This window comes from Nocardioides silvaticus (genome assembly GCF_003160695.1).
In the GTDB taxonomy this organism is placed as follows: domain Bacteria; phylum Actinomycetota; class Actinomycetes; order Propionibacteriales; family Nocardioidaceae; genus Nocardioides; species Nocardioides silvaticus.
Window position 1 is genome coordinate 1 of record NZ_QGDD01000015.1, and the last position, 22,246, is coordinate 22,246.

Here is a 22,246-nt window from a genome sequence, read left to right on the forward strand (position 1 = left end):
CCTCGACCTCGGCCGCACCCGCCGACTGTTCTCACCCGCCCAACGCAAAGCCATGCGCTGGCGCGACCAGCACTGCCGAGCCGAGGGCTGCACCATCCCCGCCGGCTGGTGCGAAGCCCACCACCTCGACCCCTGGGCCAACGGCGGCAACACCGACCTCGACCGCGGCGTGCTCCTCTGCTCCTGGCACCACCACCGCGCCCACGACCCCACCCACACCGCAGAGAAGCTCCCCAACGGCGACATCCGCTTCCACCGACGCACGTAGGCGACCTCAACGATGACCGCATCGCGAGCGCTCATCGCTTCCGTCAACGGTGCGAAGCCGCCGATCGGCGGGGATGACCGCGCCTACGCCAGCCCGATAGTGAGGTCTGCCTCGATCGAGTAGCCAGGTGAGCGACTGGTGACGACGAGAACCGTCGTCTTGTCGAATGCTTTCACAAGCTCGCGGTCAAGCCGTGCCGTCGTCCGCTGCCGACTGACGCGCGCACCGCATCGGCTCGTCGACTCCGTACCGACAACCTCGAGCGTGTGCGCGTCGACCGCCCGAACCTGGTCGATCTTGAACCGACACCTACTCCGAGTCGTCAGAGTGATCGACGGATAAGCGATTCTGCCCGACAGGAACACGAGTGCTCGGGGCGTCCTTATTGGCTCCTGGTGAGAACCCATCGACTCCGTTGTGGCCTCGGAGGGCATGTCGCTGTCAGCCGAACCCTTGGAGTCGTCGCTGCACCCGCTCGGCCCACCGATCAGAGACACCAAGACCAGTGCGCGGGCGAGCAGGCAACGGCGACGGGCAGCGGCCACAACTAGAAGACGCTTCGACAGGCGCGTCGGTTCCGCCGCCCGACGCAGTTGCGTAACGGTCTGGTCGCGTTGCTCCAATGCCGACCCCCGGCTTGGCCGGAGGAAGCAATGATCCACCTGTGTCGGTGTCCGCAGGTGTCCGACGCCGGTCACCGTGGGTGATCGGCGCCGTTCTCGTGCTCGTACTGGTCGTGCTCTTCGGGATCCGCGGCTGCTCAGGAGAGGTCATCGACGCTGGAGGTGGCGTCAAGGTGCTCGTCGCCGGCTACCAGTCAGGCGGCAGCGATGCGATCGGTGGCGGGACGCTGGAGGTCGTCGGCGGGTGCCTCGGGGCGGACGGTGACGTGTACGTCTTCCCGCAGGGGACCGAGCTCGTCGACGAGGAGCCGCTCACCATCGACATCCCCGGTGTGGGCGAGGTGTCGCTGGGCGAGAGCTTCGACGTGGGAGGCGGGTTCGCGGTCGAGCACGGGTCGGATGACGTCGAATCCGGTCCGATCGAGATCGGCAGGGTGACGGTCCCTGCTGAGTGCGCGAAGCACGACATCTTCCTCTCGGCGCCTCGGTAGCCGCGCGCGGCCGTCGATGAGAGTCAGACGAACCGCTGCGCGATCTTCGCCGCCCGCGCGCCGTACCCGCCGCCGAAGAGACAGGCGTGGACGACGAGCGGGAAGAGCTGGTGGATGCCGAGGCGCTCCTGCCAGTCGTCGGCGAGAGGTGCGACCTCCTCGTAGGCGGCCATGACGTGCGGGAGCTGGGGGAGGCCGAAGAGGGTCAGCATGGCGAGGTCGACCTCGCGGTGACCGCCGTACGCCGCGGGGTCGATGACGACGACGCGGTCCTCCTGGCCCCAGAGCACGTTGCCGTTCCAGAGGTCGCCGTGCAGACGGGCGGCGGGCTCGTCGGGAACGATCTCGGCGACCCTGGCGGCGGCACGCTCGATCACCCCGGCGTCGTCGGCGGCGACCAGGTTCTTGTCGACGGCGACGCGGAGGTACGGCGTGATCCGGCGCTCCAGGTAGAACTCGGCCCAGGTGGGGAGCGGCTGGTTGCCCAGCGGGAGCCGGCCGATGTAGCCGTCGTGGTCGGCGCCCCAGACGTCGGCGCCGGCGAGGTGGGTGCGAGCGAGGGCGCGGCCGAAGGCGGCGGCTGCGTCCTGCCCGGGGCGGGTGGTCTCGACCCAGCCGAGGATCAGGCAGTCGGAGTCGACCGCCAGCACCTCGGGGGTGGCGACGCCGTCCTCGACCTCGGCCAGCCAGCGCAGCCCGGCGGCCTCCCGCTCGAAGAACGACGGCGGCGCCTGGGTGAGGGTCTTGAGGAACGCGGTGCGGCCGCTGGAGAGCCGCAGCTTCACGGCGGTGGAGATGTCGCCGCCTGCGACCGGCGCGGTGGAGATCACCGACGAGCCGAGCAGCTGCTCCGCCCGTCCGGCCACCGCCGGCTGCCGCGTCATCTCACCGTCCCTGCGTCGACCCCAGGCTCAGGAGGTCTGCCCCTTGAGGGCGCGCGGGATCTCGCGGCCCTGCTCGATCGCGCGCTCGGGCGCCTTGACCTTCTTGAACTTCTTGATCCCGAGCAGGATGCAGATCGCCGCGGTCAGCAGCCAGAAGCCGGCCACGATGAGGAACGCCCAGTGCAGGCTGAGCCCGCTGCCGTTCCAGTTGATGAAGTAGGCGGCCGCGACCGAGAGGATGATCACGAACAGCACCAGGAAGAACAGCGCGGCGAGGATCAGGACGGTGCCGAGCCCGCCCGCCGTCACGCTCACCTTCAGCTCGGACTTCGCGAGCTGGATCTCCTTGCGCATGATCGTGGAGAACTCGGTCTGGGCGTCCTTGACGAGACGCCCGATCGTGGGCTCTTCGCGGAGCTGGTCTACGGCCATGTGAGCGACCCTACCGAAGGCTCACGGGCGCACCACTAGGATCCCTTGGAGGTGAGCCGGGAAGTCTGGTCGGCACGACGCCAGCGACCCCTGACCGAGACGATGCGAGGTTCCCGCAGCCGTGACCGACTCACCCGCCCGCCCACCTTCCCCGCGCAAGCCCGACGACCTCTGGCGGTCCGGGCCGGTGCTCTCAGCCAGCGACCGGGCCCTGGCCCGCTACGTCGCGCGACCGCTCCGCGAGTTCCTCCGGGTCGAGTCGGCGAGCTCGCTGCTCCTGCTGCTGGCTGCGGTCGTGGCCCTGGCGTGGGCGAACTCGCCCTGGTCGGAGTCGTACGTCGACTTCTGGCACGCCCACGTCAGCCTCGAGATCGGGTCGTTGCACCTCGACGACAGCCTCCAGCACTGGGTCAACGACGCGCTGATGGTGATCTTCTTCTTCGTCGTCGGGCTGGAGATCAAGTACGAGCTGGCCAGCGGCGACCTCCGCGACCCCCGCACGGCCGCGCTGCCGATCGCCGCCGCCTTCGGCGGGATGGCGGTGCCCGCCCTGATCTACGTCGCGATCGCGGGTGGCGGTGACACCGGTGCCGGGTGGGGGATCCCGATGGCCACCGACATCGCGTTCGCGGTCGGCGTGCTGGGGCTGCTGGGTCGACGGATCCCCTCGGCGGCCCGGCTCTTCCTGCTCACCCTCGCGATCGTGGACGACATCGGAGCGATCCTGGTGATCGCGGTGTTCTACACCGCGGACCTGGAGCTCTGGTGGCTCGCCGGGGCGATCGGCGGGCTGGTGGTCGTCATGGTCATGCAGCGGCTGAAGATCTGGATCATCCCGGCGTACCTCGTCATCGGGACCGCTGTCTGGTTCGCCCTGCTCCAGTCCGGGGTGCACGCCACGCTGGCCGGCGTCGCGCTCGGACTGCTGACGCCGGCGTCCGCGCTGCTGAAGCCGGATGTCGCGCGCGACTTCGCACAGCAGGCGCTGGCGGACCGCACCCTCGACCCCGACGAGGTGCACCGGCTGCAGTTCCTCGTCGTCGAGTCCGTGCCCGTGGTCGAACGGCTGCAGCACCACCTGCACCCGCTGTCGGCGTACGTCGTGCTCCCCGTCTTCGCGCTCGCCAACGCCGGTGTCGACCTCGGTGGTGGCGTGTTCGGTGACGCGGCGACGAACGCGGTGGGCCTGGGCATCGCCGCTGGCCTCGTCATCGGCAAGCCGGTGGGCATCCTGCTCGCCTGCCTGATCGCGGTCCGCGCCGGCCTCGCCCGGCTGCCGGCCGGTATCACCTGGACCCAGATCGGCGGCGTGGGCGCAGTCGCCGGGATCGGGTTCACCGTGTCGCTGTTCATCGCCGGCCTGTCGTTCCCCGGCGACGCTGCACTCACCGAGGCGGCGAAGGTCGGGACCCTGGTCGCCTCGGTGATGGCCGCGGCGGTGGGCGTGCTCGTGCTGCTGCTGTCGACGCGTCAGCCCTCGAACCGCTCCGACAACGCATAACGGAGCAGTACGACGTCGCCGATCGCGCGCGTCTCGACCAGACGCGCGCGGTGGTCGGGGCGCCAGGGGAACCGCCCGTCGTCGACGAACCGGCGAGCCCGCGAGTCGCCCACGAAGAACGGCGCCACGACCAGCTGCAGCTCGTCGGCCAGCCCGGCGGTGAGGAACTGGGTGTGCACGGTGCCGCCGCCCTCGACCATCAGCCGCCGGACCCCGCGCTCGTGGAGGTCCTCGCCCACCCTGCGCATCCGCCGCGACGTGCCGCCGGCGTCGATCACGGTCGCCAGGGGACCGAGCCGCTCGCGGGCCACCGGGACGGCGTCGGAGTCGCAGTAGACCAGCTTCTCGCTCTCGCCTGCGGTGAAGAAGCGGTAGCAGGGATCGAGGTCGCCGCGCGCGGTGATCGTCACCTTCGCCGGCGAGTCGGGCAGACCCGCGGCCGCCCGCGCGTGCCGGCGCCGCTCCTCGCGGACCAGCAGCCGCGGGTTGTCCTTCCGGACGGTCGCAGCACCGACCAGGATCGCGTCACACCCGGCGCGGACCCCGTCGATGCGGTCGAAGTCGGCGTCGTTGGAGAGCAGCAGCCGCTCGTCCGTCGCGCCGCCGAGGTAGCCGTCCAGCGACATGCTGCAGCTCAGCAACGTGTAGGGGCGGTCACCCACGATCGGCCTCCTCCAGGTCCGGCAACGGTCCCACATCGGCCCGCCGCTCCGTCAGTACCAACAGCCCGGGCAGCGTTGCCACCAACGACACCACGCCGAAGGCGACGGCGACGCTGAGTCCCGTCGCCGCGCCCAGTCCAGCCCCGGCGAAGAGCCACGCAGCGGCCCCCTCGCGCGGTCCCCAGCCCGCCACCGACAACGGCACCGAGGCCGCGACCAGCACGACCAGGCCCAGCGCGGTCAGCGAGGACAGCGATGCGTCCACCCCGACCGACCGCGCCGCGACGACGAAGACCACCACGTGTCCCGCCGACGCGAGCACGGACGCGACCACCACCCGCCAGCCCAGCACGACGACCAGCACCACAGCGGCAGCCAGTCCTGCGGCGACCGGCACCACGGTCCAGCCGTCGTCAGGTCCCAGCCCGCCCGGCAGCAGCGGCAGCGCTGCCGCGGCCATCGCCGCCTGCACCAGCTGGCCCGCCGCCCGCTCCGCGACGACCGAGCCGACCCCCCGGCGCATCGAGCCCGAGGCCCGGCCGTGCTCGACCCCACGGTGCACGTCGCCGAGCACCCCGCCGGGGAGCGTCGCGTTGAGCAGCTGCGAGCGGTAGTAGCGGCGGAACGCCGTCCGCACGGGCACCACCACGCCGAGCCGCGCCGACAGCAGGCTCCACCGCCACGCGCAGCACCAGGTGGTGCCGGCAGTGACGACGAGCGCGACCACGACCGCGGTCGCGTCCGTACGACGCAGCCCGTCGGTGAACGGGTCCGCGCCGAGCTGCACGACCAGTGCGACGAGGATCGCCACGCCTGCGAGCGGGCGCAACCACGCCCACTGCCGCGGGCTCACGGCGGGCCTCCCCGCGCGTCCGCCTCGTCCAGGGCGGCGGCGATCCGGTCGGCGGTGGTCCGCCACGGCGCGAGCGTCGTCCGCCGGTCCGCGGCCGCTCGCCGCAGCCGCCGTCGGTCGCGCGGGCTCTCCAGCCAGGTCCGCAGCGCGTCCGCGAGCCGGTCGGGGTCGTCCGGCGGCACCAGCAGCCCGGCACCCTCGACGGCCTCGGGGTGGCCCCCGACGTCGGAGGCGACGACCGGCACCGCGTGCGCCAGCGCCTCGGTCACGCCCATGCCGTAGGCCTCGTGGCGCGAGGCCGAGACCAGCAGGTCCGCACCGGACAGGGCGGCGTCGAGATCCGCACCGCCCAGCGGCCCGGTGAACCGCACCCGGTCGCCGATGCCGGACCGCGCCGCCAGGTCGCGCAGCCCGGCCACGAAGTCCGGCTCGAGCTGGAGGGTCCCGGCGCAGGTGTAGCGCCAGTCGAGGTCGGCGATCTCGCCCAACGCCGAGAGCAGCACGTCGTGGCCCTTCGCGCGGGTCACCGCGGCGAGGCACAACAGCTCGACACCCGTTCGTGATCCGTGAGCCGCCCGCGCCGGGTCCGCGCCCGGCGTCGCGGTGGTCACCCGCTCCGGGTCGAGCCCGTGGTGCGCGACCACCCACCTGCGCGCCCACTTGCTCGTCGTGACCACACCCGCGGCCGACGTCAGCACCTCCCGCTCGGCGTCCGCCAGCGCCGGGAAGGTTTCGGCGAACGGCATGTGGAGCAGGACGACGAGCGCGAGCCGCTTCGCCGTCGGCACCAGCACATCGGGCGCCTGCGTCGCGAGCAGCCCGTCGACGAGGACCACCGTCCTGTCCGGGATCTCGTCCAGCAGCGCAGGCACGTCAGCCGGCGTGACGCGGTGCTCGTGCACCACCCGCCCGAGCGCCCGCAGCTCGTCGATCACCCGCCGGTCGTACCGGTTGCCGCCGCTCGGCAGCGCGGGATCGTCGATCCCGACCGGCACGAGGAAAGGGGTCACAGCGACCTCGTGTAGCTCGCCCAGGCGATGTGGGACTCCCGCAGTGTCACCTCGATGCCGGTGAGCTCGTCGGCGGGCCGTCCCAGCTCGCCGCGGTGCGCACGGTCCGCGAGCCGGTCGGCGACCAACCGGGCGAGCACCTCGGTCGAGGTGTTGACGCCCTTCAGCTCCTCGACGTCGTCGAGGTTGCGGTAGGTCAGGTCGGCGAGCACGACGCGCAGCTGCTCGGTGGCCCGACCGATGTCGACCACGATTCCGTCGGCGTCGACGTCGGCGGCGACGAACGTCGCGTCGACGACGTACGTCGCGCCGTGCAGCTGCTGCGCGGGACCGAACACCTCACCGCGGAAGCTGTGGGCGATCATCATGTGGTCGCGCACGGTCACCCGGAACGTCACACGTCCTCCCGGCTGGTGTCTGGAACCTCGGAGTAGTCGATCGAGTGGCAGAGCGTGGTCCGGTCCCCGTCGGCCAGCCGGGCGAGCACACCGGGCAGCTCGTCGAGCGTCGACGTGCCGGTCAGCAGGACGTCGAGAGCGCTGTCCTCGAGGAGCTCCATCGCGAGCCGCAGCCGGTCCGCGTGGCTGCGCCGGCCCCGCCGTGACGGCGCGATCATCCCGACCTGGCTGGACCTGATGGAGAGCCGCCCCGAGTGGAACGCGCCGCCGAGCGGCACGGTGACCGCGCGGTCGCCGTACCAGCTGACGTCGTGGACGGTGCCCTCGGTGCCGAGCAGCTCGAGCGAGCGCTGCAGGCCCGCAGAGGTCGCGCTGGCGTGGAAGACCAGGTCGCAGCCGCCGCGTGCGCCGTCGGGCGTCGCGAAGGAGGCTCCCAACGTGTCGGCCACGTGCTCCCGCGACGGTTCGGTGTCGACGAGGGTCACCTGCGCACCGGGGATCCGCGCGACCAGCGCGGCGATGCAGCAGCCGACCATCCCGCCGCCGACGACCGTGATCCGGTCACCGACGAGGGGAGCGGCGTCCCACACGGCGTTGACCGCGGTCTCGACGGTGCCGGCCAGGACCGCCCGCTCGGTCGGGACGTACGGCGGAAGCGGGGTGACCGCGCTCGCCGGCACGACGTACGCGGACTGGTGCGGGTGCAGGCAGAACACGCGTCGCCCGGCCAGCCGCTCCGGGCCCTGCTCGACGACGCCGACGCTGAGGTAGCCGTACTTCACCGGACCGGGAAAGTCGCCTTGCTGGAACGGGGCGCGCATGGCGTCGTACTGGTCGGGCGGCACCTCGCCGCGGAACACCAGCGCCTCGGTGCCGCGGCTGATCCCGGAGCGCAGGGCGCGCACCAGCACCTCGTCCGGGCCCGGCGCGGGCAGCGCCTCGCTCCGGATCTCACCGCGTCCCGGCTCGGTCAGCCAGAACGCACGCGCCTCCCGCACCTGGGCTCCTTTCCGAACCGGACTCCCTGAACTGACGGGCTTGGGGCACCGTATCCCTCACAACAGGGACACGGAGGTGGCGTGGAGCGGGTTCACCCGGGCAGGCTGACGTTCCTCACGCTGCCCGCGGGCCGGGTCACCCTCACCAGAGCGGCGCTCGCGGTCGTCGTGGCGGGCCTCACGGTGGCGTCGTACGCCGGGCCGGACCGGGTCGGTCCCGTCGTCGTGATCGCCGGCGTGGCGCTGGTCCTCGACGCCGTCGACGGCTGGGTCGCCCGGCGCACGGGCACCGTGACCGAGCAGGGTGCGCGCTTCGACATGGAGACCGACGCCTTCCTCATCGCCGTGCTGAGCGTCTACGTCGCGCCGACCGTCGGGTGGTGGGTGCTGGCGATCGGTGCGATGCGCTACGCCTACGTCGCGGCGACCCGGTTCCTGCCCTGGCTGCGCCAGCCGTTACCGCCGCGCTTCGACGCGAAGGTGGTCGCGGCCGTCCAGGGCGTCGCGCTCACGGTCGCGGCCTCGGGCCTGCTGCCGCTGGTCGTGACCCCGGTCGTGCTGGGGGTGGCTTTCGCGCTGCTGGTCGAGTCCTTCGCCCGTGACGTGCGCACGCTGTGGCGCCGCCGGACCGAGCCGGCCGCGGAACCGGCGCGACCGGCGGTGACGACCCCGCTGGCGTTCGCCGGCCTGTGGGTGGCGCTGGTGCTGCCCGATCTCCGCGCCGGCCTCGCCCTGCCCGACCTGGTGCGGATCCCGGTCGAGGGGCTGGTCCTGGTCGCCGTCGCGTTGGTGCTGCCGGCCCGGCTACGGCTGGTCGGTGCGATCGGCTTCGGCGCACTCGCCGGCGTGCTCGTCGTCCTCCGGGTCGTGAACGCCGGCTTCGACGCGGTGCTCGACCGCCCGTTCGACCCGCTCGGCGACTGGGGCTACTTCTCCTCCGGCGTCGGGGTGCTCGGCGACTCGATCGGCGATCCGGCGGCCCGGTCGGCCGCCGTCGGCGCGGTGCTGCTCGTCGCGCTGGTGGTCGTGGCGCTGGCCGCCGCAGCGGTGCGGGTGACCCGGGTGGCGGCCGACCACCGGCCCCGGACGGCCCGGAGCCTGGTGGTGCTCGGCGTGGTCTGGACGGTCTCGGCGGCGGCGGGCGTGCACGTGGCGGGCGCCGAGCCGGTGGCCGCTGCAGGGGCGACCGACCTCGCCGTCGACACCGTCGACCAGGTGCGCGCCGGGCTGGCCGACAGCGAGACCTTCGCCGACGAGATCGGCGAGGACGCGTGGGCCGACGTCCCCGCCGACGAGCTGCTGCAGGGCCTGCGGGGCAGGGACGTGCTGCTCGTCTTCGTCGAGAGCTACGGACGCAGCGCGACCCGCGGTTCGTCGTACTCATCGGGCGTGGCCGACGCCCTCCTCGACGGCACCCGCCGCCTGTCGGCCGCGGGCTACCGGACGCGGAGCGGCTACGTGACCTCGCCGACGTACGGCGCCGCCAGCTGGCTCGCGCACGCCACCACCCAGTCCGGGCTGTGGGTCGACAGCGAGCGCCGCTACGGCCAGCTCCTCGACAGCGACCGGCTCACGCTCGCCACCGCGTTCGGTCGCGCCGGCTGGCGGACCGTCTTCACCGTCCCCGCCAACACCGAGCCGTGGCCGGAGGGCGAGCAGCTCTACGACGTCGACCACCTCTACGACTCCACCAACGTCGGCTACGACGGGCCGCAGTTCGGCTACGCGCCGGTGCCGGACCAGTACACGCTCGAGCACCTCCGTCGCGAGGAGCTCACCCCCGGCGCCCGCGACCCGGTGTTCGCCGAGGTCGACCTGGTCTCCAGCCACCACCCGTGGTCGCCGCCCCCGCCGCTGGTGCCGTGGGACGAGGTCGGCGACGGGTCGGTCTTCAACGGCACCACCGAGGACGCCGAACCGGTCGACCAGGAGGCCGACCCCGAGCGGGCGCAGGAGCTCTACGGCCGCTCGATCCAGTACTCCTGGGAGACCCTCGTGTCCTTCCTCGAGACCTACCCCGACCCCGACCGGGTGCTCGTCGTGCTCGGCGACCACGAGCCTTGGTCGTGGGTGAGCGGAGAGGACGCGGGCCGCGACGTCCCGATCACCGTCATCAGCCAGGACGACGAGGTCGTCCGACGGATCGCCGACTGGGACTGGGCACCCGGCCTGCTGCCGCCCGCTGACGCGCCGGTCTGGCCGATGTCCGACGTGCGGGACCGCCTGCTCGCCGCGTTCAGCGACGTCAGCGGTTGAGCAGCAGGACCGGACCGTAGCCGCCTTCGACGACCACCTTCTCGATGTCGTCGATGTCGAACGCGACGTAGTCCTTCACCCCCTCCTCCGCGCCGGTCACCGCTGAGAACGTCTTGATCTCCTTCTCGCCGTTGCGGGCGTAGGTGACGAGCTCGTAGTCGTGCGCCCCGCCGTAGTCGCTGCGATAGGTGCAGGTCAGGTTGACCCGGGTGCCGCCGTTCGCCAGCGGCGTCAACGACACCCAGCCGTCGGAGGTGTTGCCGCGGCCGACCGGCTCCATCCGTTCCGGCGGCGCGGTGGTGTCGACGACCGACGGGTCGGGCGAGGAGACCGGTGGGTCGTCGTCGTCAGCGAGCGAGCCGGCGACTACGGCGGAGCCGGCCGCAATGACGGCGACCGCGGCGGCGGCGAGCAGCGCCGTACGGAACGTCCGGCGCCGCTGGTGCTTCTCGGCAGCAGCGACCAGGCCGGGCAGCAGCGTCTCGGGGACCGGCTGCGGGACCACCGGGTCCTCCAGCACCTCGGCACGCACGCGACCGAGCAGGCCGGGCAGCCCGGCGAGCTCGCGGACCGCGGTGGCGCAGGCGTCGCAGGTGCGCAGGTGCCGCTCGTACTCCGCCCGCTCCGCCGGAGCCAGCGACCCCAGCACGTAGGCCGCGTCGAGCGTCTCGAAACCGCAGCTCATCGACCCACCCCCAGCTCCTCCAACGACAGCTTGAGCGCACGCAGGGCGTAGTGCGTGCGCGACTTCACGGTGCCCTCCGGGACCCCGAGCCGCCGGGCGGCGTCCGCGACCGACCGGCCGCGGTAGTAGCACTCGAGCAGCACCGCCCGGTGCTCGCTCGACAGCTGGGTGAGCGCCTCCGCGACCACCCAGGACAGCAGGAGGTCGTCGGTGCGGTCCTCGGCGCCGGACAGGTCGGTGAGGTCCTCGACCGGGACCTCCTTGCGGTTGCGCTGCGAGCGCCACTCGTCGATGACGATGTTGCGCGCGACCGTGAACAGCCACGACCGCACCGACCCGCGGGACTCCTCGAGCACGGTCGCGTGCCGCCACGCCCGCAGCAGCGTCTCCTGCGCGACGTCCTCCGCCCGCGCCCGGTCGTTGCCCGTCAGGTGCAGGCAGAACGCCCACAGCGCGCCGGCGTGCTCGTCGTGCAGCTGGCGCATCGCCTCGGCCAGACTCTCCGGCATCACACCTCCTGCCCTGACCTACGCAGGAGCGTCCGTTGTGGTTCAGTGTGGCAGCACGCGAGAGGTGGTGGCCCGTGGCGGAGCGCGCAGGGTCGCGGCGGTCCCAGGAGGTCGCCGTGCTGGTGGCGGTGGTCGGAGCCGTCGTGCTGCTCGCCGCCTTCGCCGGCTTCCTCTTCCTCCAGGACCGCGACAGCGGCGGGTCCGACCCGGAGCCGGCGCCGACCCCGAAGGTTCGGCCGGCGTTCGTGCACGAGAGCTTCCAGGAGGCGTGCGACGCCCTGGTCGACAAGGGGATCCGGGGCAAGCGGGCCAAGGCGCCCGCGATCGAGGACAAGGACGAGATCGCCGAGGCCTACCTCGACCCCGAGTCCGGACCGGTCCTCGGCATCGGCCTCACCGTGTGCGACCGCGGCTGGGTGATCATCGTCGGCGTCGACGAGCGGACCGCGAAGGTCCCGTCCGTCGGGACGAACGGGACCCCCGTCATCGCCTACCTCCGCGCGCCCTACGTCGCGGAGTAGCCCGCCTTCGGTCGTCGAGCAGCCCGCCTTCGGTCGTCGAGTAGCCCGCCTTCGGTCGTCGAGTAGCCCGCCTTCGGTCGTCGAGTAGCCCGAGCGCGCTGGCGCGAGGGCGTATCGAGACGCTCAGTCGTCAGTCGTCGCCCTTCCCGGAGCTCATCCCCTTGGAGATCAGGTCCATCACCGAGCCGTCGGCCAGCGTGGTCACGTCGCCGACCTCGCGGTGCTCGGCGACGTCGCGCAGCAGGCGACGCATGATCTTGCCCGATCGGGTCTTCGGCAGCTCGGGCACGATCATCACCTGCCGCGGTGTCGCGATCGGGCCGATCTCCTTGCGCACGTGCTGGCGCAGCTCCTGGACGATGTCCTCGCCGCCGTCGCCGGCCTCCTCGCGGAGGATGACGAAGGCACACACGGCCTGGCCGGTGTCCTCGTCCTTCGCGCCCACGACAGCGGCCTCGGCGACCTTCGGGTGCGACACGAGGGCCGACTCGATCTCGGTGGTCGAGAGCCGGTGGCCGGAGACGTTCATGACGTCGTCGACCCGGCCGAGCACCCAGATGTCGCCGTCGGCGTCCTTCTTGGCGCCGTCGCCGGCGAAGTAGTAGCCGAGGTCCTTGAACATCTTCCAGTAGGTGTCGACGTAGCGGTCGTCGTCGCCCCACAGGGTGCGCAGCATCGAGGGCCACGGGGAGGTGACGACCAGGTAGCCGCCCGACCCGTTGGGCACCGACGCGCCCTTGTCGTCGACCACGTCGGCGTCGATGCCGGGGATCGCCTTCATCGCAGAGCCGGGCTTGCCGGCGGTCACGCCCGGCAGCGGGCTGATCATGATCGCGCCGGTCTCGGTCTGCCACCAGGTGTCGACGACCGGGGTGCGGTCGCCCCCGATGACGTGGCGGTACCAGACGTAGGCCTCGGGGTTGATCGGCTCGCCGACCGAGCCGAGGATCCGCAACGACGACATGTCGGAGCGGTCCGGCACCTCGCTGCCCTGCTTCATGAAGGACCGGATCGCGGTGGGGGCGGTGTAGAAGATCGTGACGCCGTACTGCTCGATGATCTGCCACCAGCGGCCGCGCTCCGGGCTGTCGGGGGTGCCCTCGTAGAGCACCTGGGTGACACCGTTGGCCAGCGGTCCGTAGACGATGTAGCTGTGGCCGGTGACCCAGCCGATGTCGGCGGTGCACCAGTAGACGTCGGTCTCGGGCTTGAGGTCGAAGACCGCATGGTGCGTGTACGACGCTCCCGTGAGGTAGCCGCCCGTCGTGTGCAGGATGCCCTTCGGCTTGCCGGTCGACCCGGACGTGTACATCACGTAGAGCGGATGCTCGGCGTCGAAGCCCTCGGGCGTGTGCTCGGTCGACGCCGTGTCGACGACGTCGTGCCACCACACGTCGGTGTCGTCGTCCCACTCCACGTCCTGGCCCGTGCGCCGCACCACCAGGACCTTCTCGACCAGGTCGGTCTTCGTGCGTGCCTCGTCGACCGCGGGCTTGAGCGCCGACGGCGCGCCGCGGCGGTAGCCGCCGTCGGAGGTGATGACGACCTTGGCCTGGCAGTCGTCGATGCGGGACGCCAGGGCGTCGGCCGAGAAGCCGCCGAAGACCACCGTGTGCGGAGCGCCGATCCGGGCGCACGCGAGCATCGCGACGATCGCCTCCGGGATCATCGGCATGTAGATCGCCACCCGGTCGCCGGCCTGCACGCCGAGGTCGGTCAGCGCGTTCGCCGCCCTGCACACCTCGTCCTTGAGCTCGGCGTAGGTGATGTCGCGCTTGTCCTCGACCGGCTCGCCCACCCAGTGGAACGCCACCTTGTCGCCCCTGCCGGCCTCGACGTGCCGGTCGACGCAGTTGTACGACGCGTTGAGCCTGCCGCCCGTGAACCACTTGAAGAACGGCGGGTTCGAGTCGTCGAGGACCGTGTCCCACTTCTGGGTCCACGACAGCCGGTCGGCCTGCTCGGCCCAGAAGGCCAGCCGGTCCTTGGCGGCGTCGTCGTAGGCGTCGGCCGTCACGTTCGCCTCCGCCGCGAGGTCGGCGGGCGGCTCGAACCGTCGCTCCTCGGTGGACAGGTTGGCGAGGGTCTCGCTCGACGATGAGTCGGTCACGGGTCTGTCTCCTGGTGTCGTCGGGTGGCGGTCCCCACATTAGGACCGCGGGTGTGGGTGGGTCACGGGGCCGGCGCGCAACGCGCACCGGCCCCGCGGTCCCCCGAGTGGTTCGAACTAGTGCTGCACGGCCTGCTCGGCACCCGCGCCGGTCAGCGCGCGCACCTCGAGCTCGGTGTAGGCCTCCTCCGCAGCGGGCTCACGCGAGGTCAGCGTGCCGAGGATCCCGAACAGGAAGCCGGCCGGGATCGAGATGATGCCGGGGTTGGCCAGCGGGAACCACGAGAAGTCGACGGAGGTCCAGAAGACGCCCGTCGGGCCCGACACGGTGGGGGAGAAGAACACCAGGCCGACGCAGGTGATGAGTCCTCCGTAGATGGCCCAGGTCGCACCGCGGGTGTTGAACCGCTTCCAGAAGAGGTTCAGCACCAGGGCCGGCAGGTTGCCGGAGGCCGCGACCGCGAACGCGAGCGCGACCAGGAACGCGATGTTCAGGTCCTGCGCGAAGATCGAGAGCACGATGGCCACACCACCGATCCCGAACGCCGCAAACCGCGCCACCTTGACCTCGTCCTGCTCGGTGGCTCTCCCCTTCTTGATCACGTTGGCGTAGAGGTCGTGCGCGACCGAGGACGCAGAGGTCAGAGTCAGCCCCGCCACCACGGCGAGGATCGTCGCGAACGCCACCGCTGCGATGAACGCGAGCAGGATCGCGCCGCCGTTGGACCCGGCGCCGCCGCCAACCTCCTCGGCGAGCAGTGGTGAAGCCAGGTTGCCGCCGCTGGTGGCCACGTCGCCGGTCGGTCCGACGTCGAGCAGTGCGGCGGCACCGAAGCCGAGGACCAGGGTCATCAGGTAGAACGAGCCGATGAGCCCGATCGCCCAATTGACCGAGGTACGTGCGTCTCGCGCGGTCGGCACCGTGTAGAACCGGATCAGGATGTGCGGCAACCCGGCGGTGCCGAGGACCAGCGCCAGGCCGAGCGACAGGAAGTCGAGGCGGCTCGTCAGGTCGATGCCGTACTTGAGGCCCGGCTCCAGGAAGGCGTCGCCCTTGCCGGAGTTGCTGGCCGCGGCCCCGAGCATGTCGCTGATGTTGAAGTCGAACTTCGCCAGCACGAGGACGGTGATGAGCACGGTGCCGGTCATCAGCAGCACGGCCTTCACGATCTGCACCCAGGTGGTGCCCTTCATGCCGCCGACGACGACGTAGAAGATCATCAGCAGGCCGACGGCGATGATGGTGAGCCGGATCGCCCACTCACCCTCGATGCCGAGCAGCAACGTGACGAGCGCGCCCGCACCGACCATCTGGGCCAGCAAGTAGAAGATCGAGACCACGACGGTCGAGGTGGCAGCAGCGGTGCGCACCGGACGCTGCCGCATCCGGTAGGCGAGCTGGTCGGCCATCGTGTAGCGGCCCGAGTTCCGCAGCAGCTCGGCCACGAGCAGCAGCGCGATCAGCCAAGCGACGAGGAACCCGATGGAGTAGAGGAAGCCGTCGTACCCGGACAGCGCGATAGCACCCGAGATCCCGAGGAACGACGCGGCGCTCATGTAGTCGCCGGAGATGGCCAAGCCGTTCTGGAAGCCGCTGAAGTTGCGGCCGCCTGCGTAGTAGTCAGCCGCTGACTTGGTGTTGCGGCTGGCCCAGAAGGTGATCCCGATGGTGACCGCGACGACGACGAGGAACAGGATCGTCGACAGAGTCTCGGAGCTCATCGCGGCACCTCGCTGCGGAGCCGCTCGTCGTAGCGGGCGTTGAGGTCGCGCGCGATCGGGTCGACCCGGTCGTTCATGTAGCGGCCGTAGAGCCAGGCGATGAGGAACGTCGAGACGAACTGGAGGACCCCGAAGACGAGGGCGATGTTGATGTTGCCGACGACCGTCGTGCTCATGAAGTCGGTCGCCCAGTTCGACATGACGACGTAGAGCAGGTACCAGGTCATGAAGGCGACCGTGGCGGGGAAGACGAAAGCGCGGAACTTGCGACGCAGCTCCGCGAACTCGGGAGTCTGTTGGAGCTCGGCGTAGATCGGGTGGTCGGAGCGCTGGTGCACCTGCCCCGCCTCTCCCGACTGGTTGGTGGTCGACACGATGCCTCCTGTGTGTGGTGGTCGTCACACGACGCTAGGAGCGGGCGATACCCGCTCGGGAGACGTCCGGTCGGATCGAGCGGCAGGCGGGGTCAGTGCGTCGATGAGCGGTCGGTCCGACGCGACGAGCGGTCGTTCGTGTGACCCAGGGCACGTGACCGCGGGCGTGACATTCGTTCGTGCGTCAGTAAGGTAAGGCTCGCCTTACTACCGTTCTCGAGGAGTTGTCAGGCCGTGTACCCGCCCCCGCTGCACCACGTCTTCCATCCCGCCAACGCCGAGCACTTCGCGGCCACCATCGGCGCCGGCCTCGAGCACCTGGTCGGCACCCTGCAGCGGGTGGACGGTCCCGCCACGGGCGCAGGCGTCCCGGAGGCGGCCGCGCGCGTGGAGGCCGTCGACCTCGACACCCCGCTCGCCGACACCGCGGCGGCGCTCGCCGAGCTCTCGCGCGTCTGGCTCGACGACGCGGTCTGGTTCCACGAGCCGTCGTACGCCGCGCACCTGAACTGCCCGGTCGTCGTACCGGCCCTCCTCGCGGAGCTCTTCATCGCCTCGGTCAACAGCTCGATGGACACCTTCGACCAGAGCGTCGGCGGCACCTTCGTCGAGCGGCACCTCGTCGAGTGGACCGCACGGCGGATCGGCTTCGGGCCGTCGGCCGACGGCGTCTTCACCAGCGGCGGGTCGCAGTCGAACTTGCAGGCGCTGGCGCTCGCGCGTGGCCGGCTGTCGCGCGAGCCGCTCGAGCGGCTGCGGATCCTCGCGTCCGCCGAGAGCCACTTCTCGGTGCATAAGTCGGCCCGGCTGATGGGCCTCGGCGAGGACAGCGTCGTCTGCGTGCCGACCGACGAGCGGCACCGCATGGACCCGGTCGCGCTCGACCGGTCCCTCGCCGCGTGCACCGCGCTCGGCCTGCGCCCGATGGCGATCGTCGCGACCGCCGGCACCACGGACTTCGGCGCGATCGACCCGCTCCCAGAGATCGCCGACCTGGCACGGGCCTACGACACCTGGCTGCACGTCGACGCGGCGTACGGCGGCGGCCTGCTCGTCTCCCCGCGCCACCGGCACCGGCTCGACGGCATCGACCGCGCCGACTCGGTGACCGTCGACTACCACAAGACGTTCTTCCAGCCGGTGTCCTCCAGCGCTCTGCTGGTCCGCGACGCCGCGCTGCTGGCGCCGGTGACCTGGCACGCCGACTACCTCAACCCGAGGGGCGGGACCTCGCCGAACCAGGTCGACAAGAGCCTGCAGACCACGCGCCGCTTCGACGCGCTGAAGCTCTGGCTCACGCTGCGGGTGATGGGGCCCGACGTGATCGGTGGCTACGTCGACGCGGTGGTCGACCTCGCCCGCGAGGTCTACACAGCCGTGAGCAACGAGCCCGACCTCGAGCTCGCTGCGAGGCCAGAGCTGAGCACGCTCGTCCTCCGCTACGCGCCGCCGGGGCTGGACGAGCCGGCACTCGCCGCGCTCAACACCCGGATCCGTGCCGACCTCTACTCCTCCGGCCGGGCGATGGTCGCCGCCACCAAGGTCGACGGCCGCCAGTACCTCAAGCTGACCCTGCTCAACCCGCTCGCCACCGTCGCCGACATCGTCGGGATCGTCGACCTGGTGCGGGAGACCGGCGCTGCGTTGGTCGAGCCGACGTCGGTGGTCGAGCCTGTCGAGACCCTCGAGGCCGTCCGATGACCGTCCACGACTTCGTTGCTGTCGGACTGGGTCCCTTCAACCTCGGCCTGGCCTGCCTGACCGATCCGCTCCGCGCCGCCGACGGAGGCGACGGCCTCGACGGCGTCTTCCTCGAGGCGCGCGACCGCTGGGACTGGCACCCGGGGATGCTGCTCGACGACGCGACCCTCCAGGTCCCGTTCCTCGCCGACCTGGTGACGATGGCCGACCCGACCTCGCGCTGGTCGTTCCTCAACTACCTCAAGCAGCAGGGCAACCTCTACCCGTTCTACATCCGCGAGAGCTTCTACCCGCTCCGCCGGGAGTACGACGACTACTGCCGCTGGTCCGCCGAGCGGCTCGACACCGTCCGGTTCGGGCAACGGGTGGTGGGTGTCGAGCACGACGGGTCGTCGTACGTCACCCGGACGGCGACCGGTGACACCTTCCTCAGCAGGCGCCTGGTCGTCGGCATCGGCACCTCGCCGCGGATCCCGGAACCGCTTCGCGGCGCCGGCGTCCATTCCGCCGACTACCTCGCGCACAAGGCATCCCTCCAGCAGCAGCGGACGATCACGATCGTCGGCAGCGGCCAAAGCGCGGCGGAGATCTACCTCGACCTGCTGAGTGACGCACCCGCGCACGGCTACGAGCTGGTGTGGCTGACGCGCAGCCCGCGGTTCTTCCCGATGGAGTACACCAAGCTGACGCTGGAGATGACGTCGCCGGAGTACGGCGCCTACCACCGCGCCCTGCCGATCGACACCCGCGACCGGCTGGCGCGCGAGCAGCGGCACCTGTTCAAGGGCATCAGCGGCGACCTCGTCGACGCGATCTTCGACCTGCACTACCAGCAGCGGGTGACCGGCGACGGCCCGCGCACGACGCTCCTCACCAACACCGAGGTGCGCGGGGCGCGCAGCACCGGCGGCGGCCACGAACTCGAGCTGTTCCACCTCGAGACCGGCGAGGCGTTCGACCTCCGCACCGACGGCCTGGTGCTCGCGACCGGCTACGCCCCCACTGCTCCGGCCTTCCTCGACGGCATCCGCGACCGGCTGCGGTTCGACGAGAAGGGCCGTTACGACGTCGCAGCCGACTACTCCGTCGACGTCTCCGGCGGTGAGGTCTTCGTGCAGAACGCGGAGGAGCACACCCACTCGCTGCTCGCGCCCGACCTCGGCATGGGTGCCTACCGCAACTCCGTGATCATCGCCGCCCTGCTGGGCCGTGAGGTCTACCCGATCGAGAAGCGGATCGCCGTGCAGACCTTCGGCGTGCCCGACCACCTGCGCCGGCTGGAGTCCGTCGGATGAGGCTCACCATCGAACCGCTCGACGCCCGCGACGCGGCGGTCGTCTCCCTGCTGCACGCCTGGGTGACCCACCCGCGCTCGGTCTACTGGATGATGCGGGACGCCACCGTGGAGGACGTGCGGCGCGAGTACGGCGACATCGACGCGAACCCCCATCACCACGCGTTCCTCGGCCGCGCCGACGGCCGGCCCGCGTTCCTCGCCGAGACCTACGACCCCTCCCGCTCGCCGCTCGCGGACCTGCCCGAGCTGCAGTCAGGCGACCTCGGGATGCACGTGCTCGTGGCGCCACCGGACGGCGACCCCCTCCCGGGCTTCACCGACCAGGTCTTCGGCGCCGTGATGGCCCACTGCTTCGCCGATCCGTCGGTGCGGCGGGTCGTCGTCGAGCCGGACGCGCGCAACGAGGCGATCCGGCGCAAGAACGTGGCCGCGGGATTCGTCGAGCTCCGCGAGGTCCCGCTGCCCGGCAAGACCGCCATGCTGTCGGTCTGCACGCGCGAGGACTGGGAGCAGGCGCGCGGCGATGCCGCACCGCACCTGACGCCCGCGCTCATGGACCGCGCGCACCGGCATCTCGTGGCCAAGGCGATCGGGGAGTACGCCCACGAGCGGCTGGTCGCGCCCGAGCCCGACCCGGCGCGCCCGGGCTGGTGGACGTTGCAGGCCGGCGACTCGTCGTACTCCTTCAGTGCGCGGACCTACCCGCTCGAGCACTGGGTGGTCGATCCCGCCTCGATCACGCCGCCGCCGGACGCGCAGCGCTTCGTCGCAGAGCTGGCCCCGGTGCTGGGGATCCCGGACCGGCTGCTGCCGACCTACCTCGAGGAGATCGCGTCGACGCTGGCCGCCGCGACGTGGAAGCTGCGGCACCGCCGGGTGCCGGTCGCCGAGCTGGTCGACGCGGACTACCAGGCGGTCGAGGCCGCGATGACCGAGGGGCACCCGGCGTTCGTCGCCAACAACGGGAGGATCGGCTTCGGCCTCGACGACTACACGGCGTTCGCGCCCGAAACCGGCGAGCCGGTGCGCCTGACCTGGCTGGCCGCGCGGCGCACCGCGACCCGGCTGTCGCTGGGCGCGGGACAGAGCGAGCCCGCGCTGTACGACGGTGAGCTCGCGCCGCAGGCACGGGAGCGTTTTGAGCGGCGGCTGCGCTCGCTCGGCCGGGACCCCGGCGACTACCTGTACCTGCCGGTCCACCCGTGGCAGTGGGTCAACAAGCTGGCCGTGACGTTCGCGCCCGACGTGGCGCGGCGCGACCTCGTGCACCTCGGCGTGGGCGAGGACGAGCACCGGCCGCAGCAGTCGATCCGCACCTTCTTCAACGTGAGCCGGCCCGAGCAGCACTACGTGAAGACCGCGCTCGCCATCCAGAACATGGGGTTCCTGCGCGGGCTCTCGCCGGCCTACATGGAGGCGACGCCCGCGATCAACGACTGGGTCGCCGCGACCGTGGAGGCCGATGCCGAGCTGCAGGCCTGTGGCTTCACCGTGCTCCGGGAGCTCGCGGCGATCGGCTACACCGGCGACGCCTTCCACCGGCTGGCCGCGCCGTCGCCGTACCGCAAGATGATCGCGGCGCTGTGGCGCGAGAGCCCGGTCCCGCGGCTGGCCGCCGGCGAACGCCCGATGACGATGGCCGCGCTTCTGCACCGCGACGCCGACGGCGATGCACTGGTCACCGCGCTGATCAAGGCGTCGCCGCTCGATGCGGAGGCGTGGGTGCGCAGCTACCTGCGTGCCTACCTGCGGCCGCTCGTGCACTGTCTCTACGCCTACGACCTCGCTTTCATGCCGCACGGGGAGAACCTCGTGCTGGTGATGGAGGACCACGTGCCGGTGCGGGCGTTCATGAAGGACATCGGCGAGGAGGTCGCGGTGATGACGGATGCCGACCGGATGCCGCTGCCGCCCGAGGTCGAGCGGATCCGCGGCGACTTCCCCGACGACGTCAAGGCGCTCGCGATCCACACCGACGTCTTCGACGGGGTGCTGAGGTTCGTCGCTGCGATCCTCGCCGAGGACGGGGTGCTCGGCACCGACGCGTTCTGGGGCCTGGTGCGCGCCACGATCGAGGAGCACGTGGCCGACCACCCGGAGCTGGCCGACGCGGCGGCGTCGTACGACCTGTTGCGGCCGCGGTTCCGGCACAGCTGCCTCAACCGGCTCCAGCTCCGCAACACGCTGCAGATGGTCGACCTCACCGACCAGGCGGAGTCGCTGATGTTCGCCGGCACCCTCCGCAACCCGGTGGCCGCGTCGTGACCGTCGCGATCCGCCCGGTCGACCCTGCCGCGGATGCCGCGGTGCTGCATGCGTGGGTGACCCAGGACCGCGCCCTCTTCTGGGGCATGGGCGACTGCGACGTCGAGCGGGTGCGGGAGGTCTACACCTACATCGACGAGCAGGAGCACCTCGCCGCCTACCTGTTCGTCGTCGACGACACCCCCGTCGGCCTGCTCCAGACCTACGACCCCGAGGTCGACGAGATCGGCCGGTTCTACGACCGCCTGCCCGGCGACGTCGGCATCCACCTGCTGCTCTCCGACGACCCCGCCCGCCGTGGCCGGACCGACGACATCATCGCCACCGGCCTCGCCTTCGTCGCGTCGCTGCCGGGATGTGCGCGCCTGGTCTTCGAGCCCGACGCCCGCAACACCGCCTCCCTCGCCATGATGGAGCGCATCGGCGCGGTTCGCGGCCCCCTCGTCGACCTCCGCACGAGCATCAGCCAGAAGCCCGCCCAGTTCTACTTCCTCCCCGTCACCTCGTTGGCCGACGCGCCGGCCGTCGAGTAGCCCTCGACTGTCGGTCGTCGTGTAGCCCGAGCCGCTAGGTGTGATGTCCAGGCACGTTGTTCGATCGGGTACGGCGAGCCGTAGATAGGTGAAGGCCTCCCCGATGTGGAGTGGAGCTGTCTAGGACCACACTCCAAGGGAGGCCTTCATGGC

21 protein-coding genes are annotated in these 22,246 nt (G+C 71.4%); 9 read left to right on the plus strand and 12 right to left on the minus strand.

What is annotated here, in order from left to right; all coding sequences use genetic code 11:
• Positions 1-268: HNH endonuclease signature motif containing protein (locus DJ010_RS22205; protein WP_170124677.1), on the plus strand; the 268-nt coding region annotated here is incomplete at its 5' end.
• A gap of 664 nt (positions 269-932) precedes the next feature.
• Positions 933-1,382 (plus strand): hypothetical protein, encoded by a 450-nt coding sequence (locus DJ010_RS21495; protein WP_109697511.1) that lies wholly within the window; start codon positions 933-935, stop codon positions 1,380-1,382.
• A gap of 23 nt (positions 1,383-1,405) precedes the next feature.
• Here the strand turns inward: DJ010_RS21495 and DJ010_RS21500 are convergent, their stop codons facing one another.
• A complete protein-coding gene (locus tag DJ010_RS21500; RefSeq protein WP_109697512.1) occupies positions 1,406-2,266 on the minus strand; it encodes a fructosamine kinase family protein in 861 nt (286 codons plus the stop codon).
• A 27-nt stretch (positions 2,267-2,293) separates the two neighbouring features.
• Entirely contained in the window at positions 2,294-2,698 is a 405-nt protein-coding gene (locus DJ010_RS21505; protein ID WP_109697513.1) for a phage holin family protein, read from the minus strand.
• Positions 2,699-2,819: 121 nt separating this feature from the next.
• Between DJ010_RS21505 and nhaA the strand changes: the two genes are divergently transcribed.
• Positions 2,820-4,199, plus strand: a complete 1,380-nt coding sequence (nhaA, locus tag DJ010_RS21510; protein ID WP_211318914.1) for a Na+/H+ antiporter NhaA — start codon at positions 2,820-2,822, stop codon at positions 4,197-4,199.
• Here nhaA and DJ010_RS21515 read toward each other — a convergent pair.
• Genes DJ010_RS21515 through DJ010_RS21535 form a run of 5 tightly spaced genes read right to left on the minus strand, consistent with a single transcriptional unit; the run spans position 4,169 to position 8,120 of the window.
• Positions 4,169-4,861, minus strand: a complete 693-nt coding sequence (locus tag DJ010_RS21515) for a RibD family protein (RefSeq protein WP_109697514.1) — start codon at positions 4,859-4,861, stop codon at positions 4,169-4,171. The two genes, nhaA and DJ010_RS21515, sit on opposite strands and share 31 nt — an antisense overlap.
• Positions 4,854-5,714 carry a lysylphosphatidylglycerol synthase transmembrane domain-containing protein gene (locus DJ010_RS21520; protein WP_245927802.1) on the minus strand — a complete coding sequence of 287 codons (861 nt, stop codon included), beginning with the start codon at positions 5,712-5,714 and terminating at the stop codon, positions 4,854-4,856. Before DJ010_RS21520 ends, DJ010_RS21515 begins: the two co-directional genes overlap by 8 nt.
• Positions 5,711-6,724, minus strand: a complete 1,014-nt coding sequence (locus DJ010_RS21525) for a glycosyltransferase family 4 protein (RefSeq protein WP_109697515.1) — start codon at positions 6,722-6,724, stop codon at positions 5,711-5,713. Before DJ010_RS21525 ends, DJ010_RS21520 begins: the two co-directional genes overlap by 4 nt.
• Positions 6,721-7,122 (minus strand): 6-pyruvoyl trahydropterin synthase family protein, encoded by a 402-nt coding sequence (locus DJ010_RS21530; RefSeq protein WP_245927803.1) that lies wholly within the window; start codon positions 7,120-7,122, stop codon positions 6,721-6,723. Before DJ010_RS21530 ends, DJ010_RS21525 begins: the two co-directional genes overlap by 4 nt.
• Positions 7,119-8,120 carry a zinc-dependent alcohol dehydrogenase gene (locus tag DJ010_RS21535; RefSeq protein WP_109697516.1) on the minus strand — a complete coding sequence of 334 codons (1,002 nt, stop codon included), beginning with the start codon at positions 8,118-8,120 and terminating at the stop codon, positions 7,119-7,121. The genes DJ010_RS21530 and DJ010_RS21535 overlap by 4 nt, the downstream gene beginning before the upstream one ends.
• A gap of 81 nt (positions 8,121-8,201) precedes the next feature.
• Between DJ010_RS21535 and DJ010_RS21540 the strand changes: the two genes are divergently transcribed.
• Positions 8,202-10,376, plus strand: a complete 2,175-nt coding sequence (locus DJ010_RS21540; RefSeq protein WP_146207436.1) for a CDP-alcohol phosphatidyltransferase family protein — start codon at positions 8,202-8,204, stop codon at positions 10,374-10,376.
• On the opposite strand, the gene DJ010_RS21545 is transcribed toward DJ010_RS21540, so the two are convergent.
• Both DJ010_RS21545 and DJ010_RS21550 read right to left on the minus strand, forming a co-directional pair.
• The gene (locus tag DJ010_RS21545; protein ID WP_109697517.1) at positions 10,366-11,061 is read right to left on the minus strand and encodes an anti-sigma factor family protein; all 696 of its coding nucleotides are present in this window, start codon (positions 11,059-11,061) and stop codon (positions 10,366-10,368) included. The genes DJ010_RS21540 and DJ010_RS21545 overlap by 11 nt on opposite strands.
• Positions 11,058-11,570: a sigma-70 family RNA polymerase sigma factor gene (locus tag DJ010_RS21550; protein ID WP_109697518.1), complete on the minus strand. Its 513-nt coding sequence runs from the start codon at positions 11,568-11,570 to the stop codon at positions 11,058-11,060. The genes DJ010_RS21545 and DJ010_RS21550 overlap by 4 nt, the downstream gene beginning before the upstream one ends.
• Positions 11,571-11,644: 74 nt before the next feature.
• Here DJ010_RS21550 and DJ010_RS21555 point away from each other — a divergent pair, with 74 nt between their 5' ends.
• Complete coding sequence (locus DJ010_RS21555) at positions 11,645-12,091, plus strand: hypothetical protein (RefSeq protein ID WP_109697519.1); 447 nt, start codon at positions 11,645-11,647, stop codon at positions 12,089-12,091.
• Between the two features lie 130 nt (positions 12,092-12,221).
• Here DJ010_RS21555 and acs read toward each other — a convergent pair whose 3' ends face one another.
• The 3 genes from acs to DJ010_RS21570 all read right to left on the minus strand — a co-directional run bounded on the left by acs (position 12,222) and on the right by DJ010_RS21570 (position 16,297).
• Positions 12,222-14,201, minus strand: a complete 1,980-nt coding sequence (acs, locus tag DJ010_RS21560; protein ID WP_109697520.1) for an acetate--CoA ligase — start codon at positions 14,199-14,201, stop codon at positions 12,222-12,224.
• 117 nt (positions 14,202-14,318) lie between these two features.
• A complete protein-coding gene (locus tag DJ010_RS21565) occupies positions 14,319-15,923 on the minus strand; it encodes a monocarboxylic acid transporter (RefSeq protein ID WP_109697521.1) in 1,605 nt (534 codons plus the stop codon).
• Positions 15,920-16,297, minus strand: coding sequence for a DUF485 domain-containing protein (locus DJ010_RS21570; RefSeq protein ID WP_109697522.1), 378 nt, complete (start codon positions 16,295-16,297; stop codon positions 15,920-15,922). The genes DJ010_RS21565 and DJ010_RS21570 overlap by 4 nt, the downstream gene beginning before the upstream one ends.
• A 234-nt stretch (positions 16,298-16,531) precedes the next feature.
• On the opposite strand from DJ010_RS21570, the gene DJ010_RS21575 reads away from it, so the two are divergent.
• From DJ010_RS21575 to DJ010_RS21590, 4 genes are read left to right on the plus strand one after another with little or no spacing between them, the layout of a single operon-like run.
• Entirely contained in the window at positions 16,532-17,998 is a 1,467-nt protein-coding gene (locus DJ010_RS21575) for a pyridoxal phosphate-dependent decarboxylase family protein (RefSeq protein ID WP_109697523.1), read from the plus strand.
• On the plus strand, positions 17,995-19,293 hold the full coding sequence (locus DJ010_RS21580) for a lysine N(6)-hydroxylase/L-ornithine N(5)-oxygenase family protein (RefSeq protein ID WP_109697524.1): 1,299 nt from the start codon (positions 17,995-17,997) through the stop codon (positions 19,291-19,293). Before DJ010_RS21575 ends, DJ010_RS21580 begins: the two co-directional genes overlap by 4 nt.
• Positions 19,290-21,560, plus strand: a complete 2,271-nt coding sequence (locus DJ010_RS21585; RefSeq protein WP_109697525.1) for a GNAT family N-acetyltransferase — start codon at positions 19,290-19,292, stop codon at positions 21,558-21,560. The genes DJ010_RS21580 and DJ010_RS21585 overlap by 4 nt, the downstream gene beginning before the upstream one ends.
• A complete protein-coding gene (locus DJ010_RS21590; protein WP_158283091.1) occupies positions 21,557-22,093 on the plus strand; it encodes a GNAT family N-acetyltransferase in 537 nt (178 codons plus the stop codon). Before DJ010_RS21585 ends, DJ010_RS21590 begins: the two co-directional genes overlap by 4 nt.
• Positions 22,094-22,246: the final 153 nt, after the last annotated feature.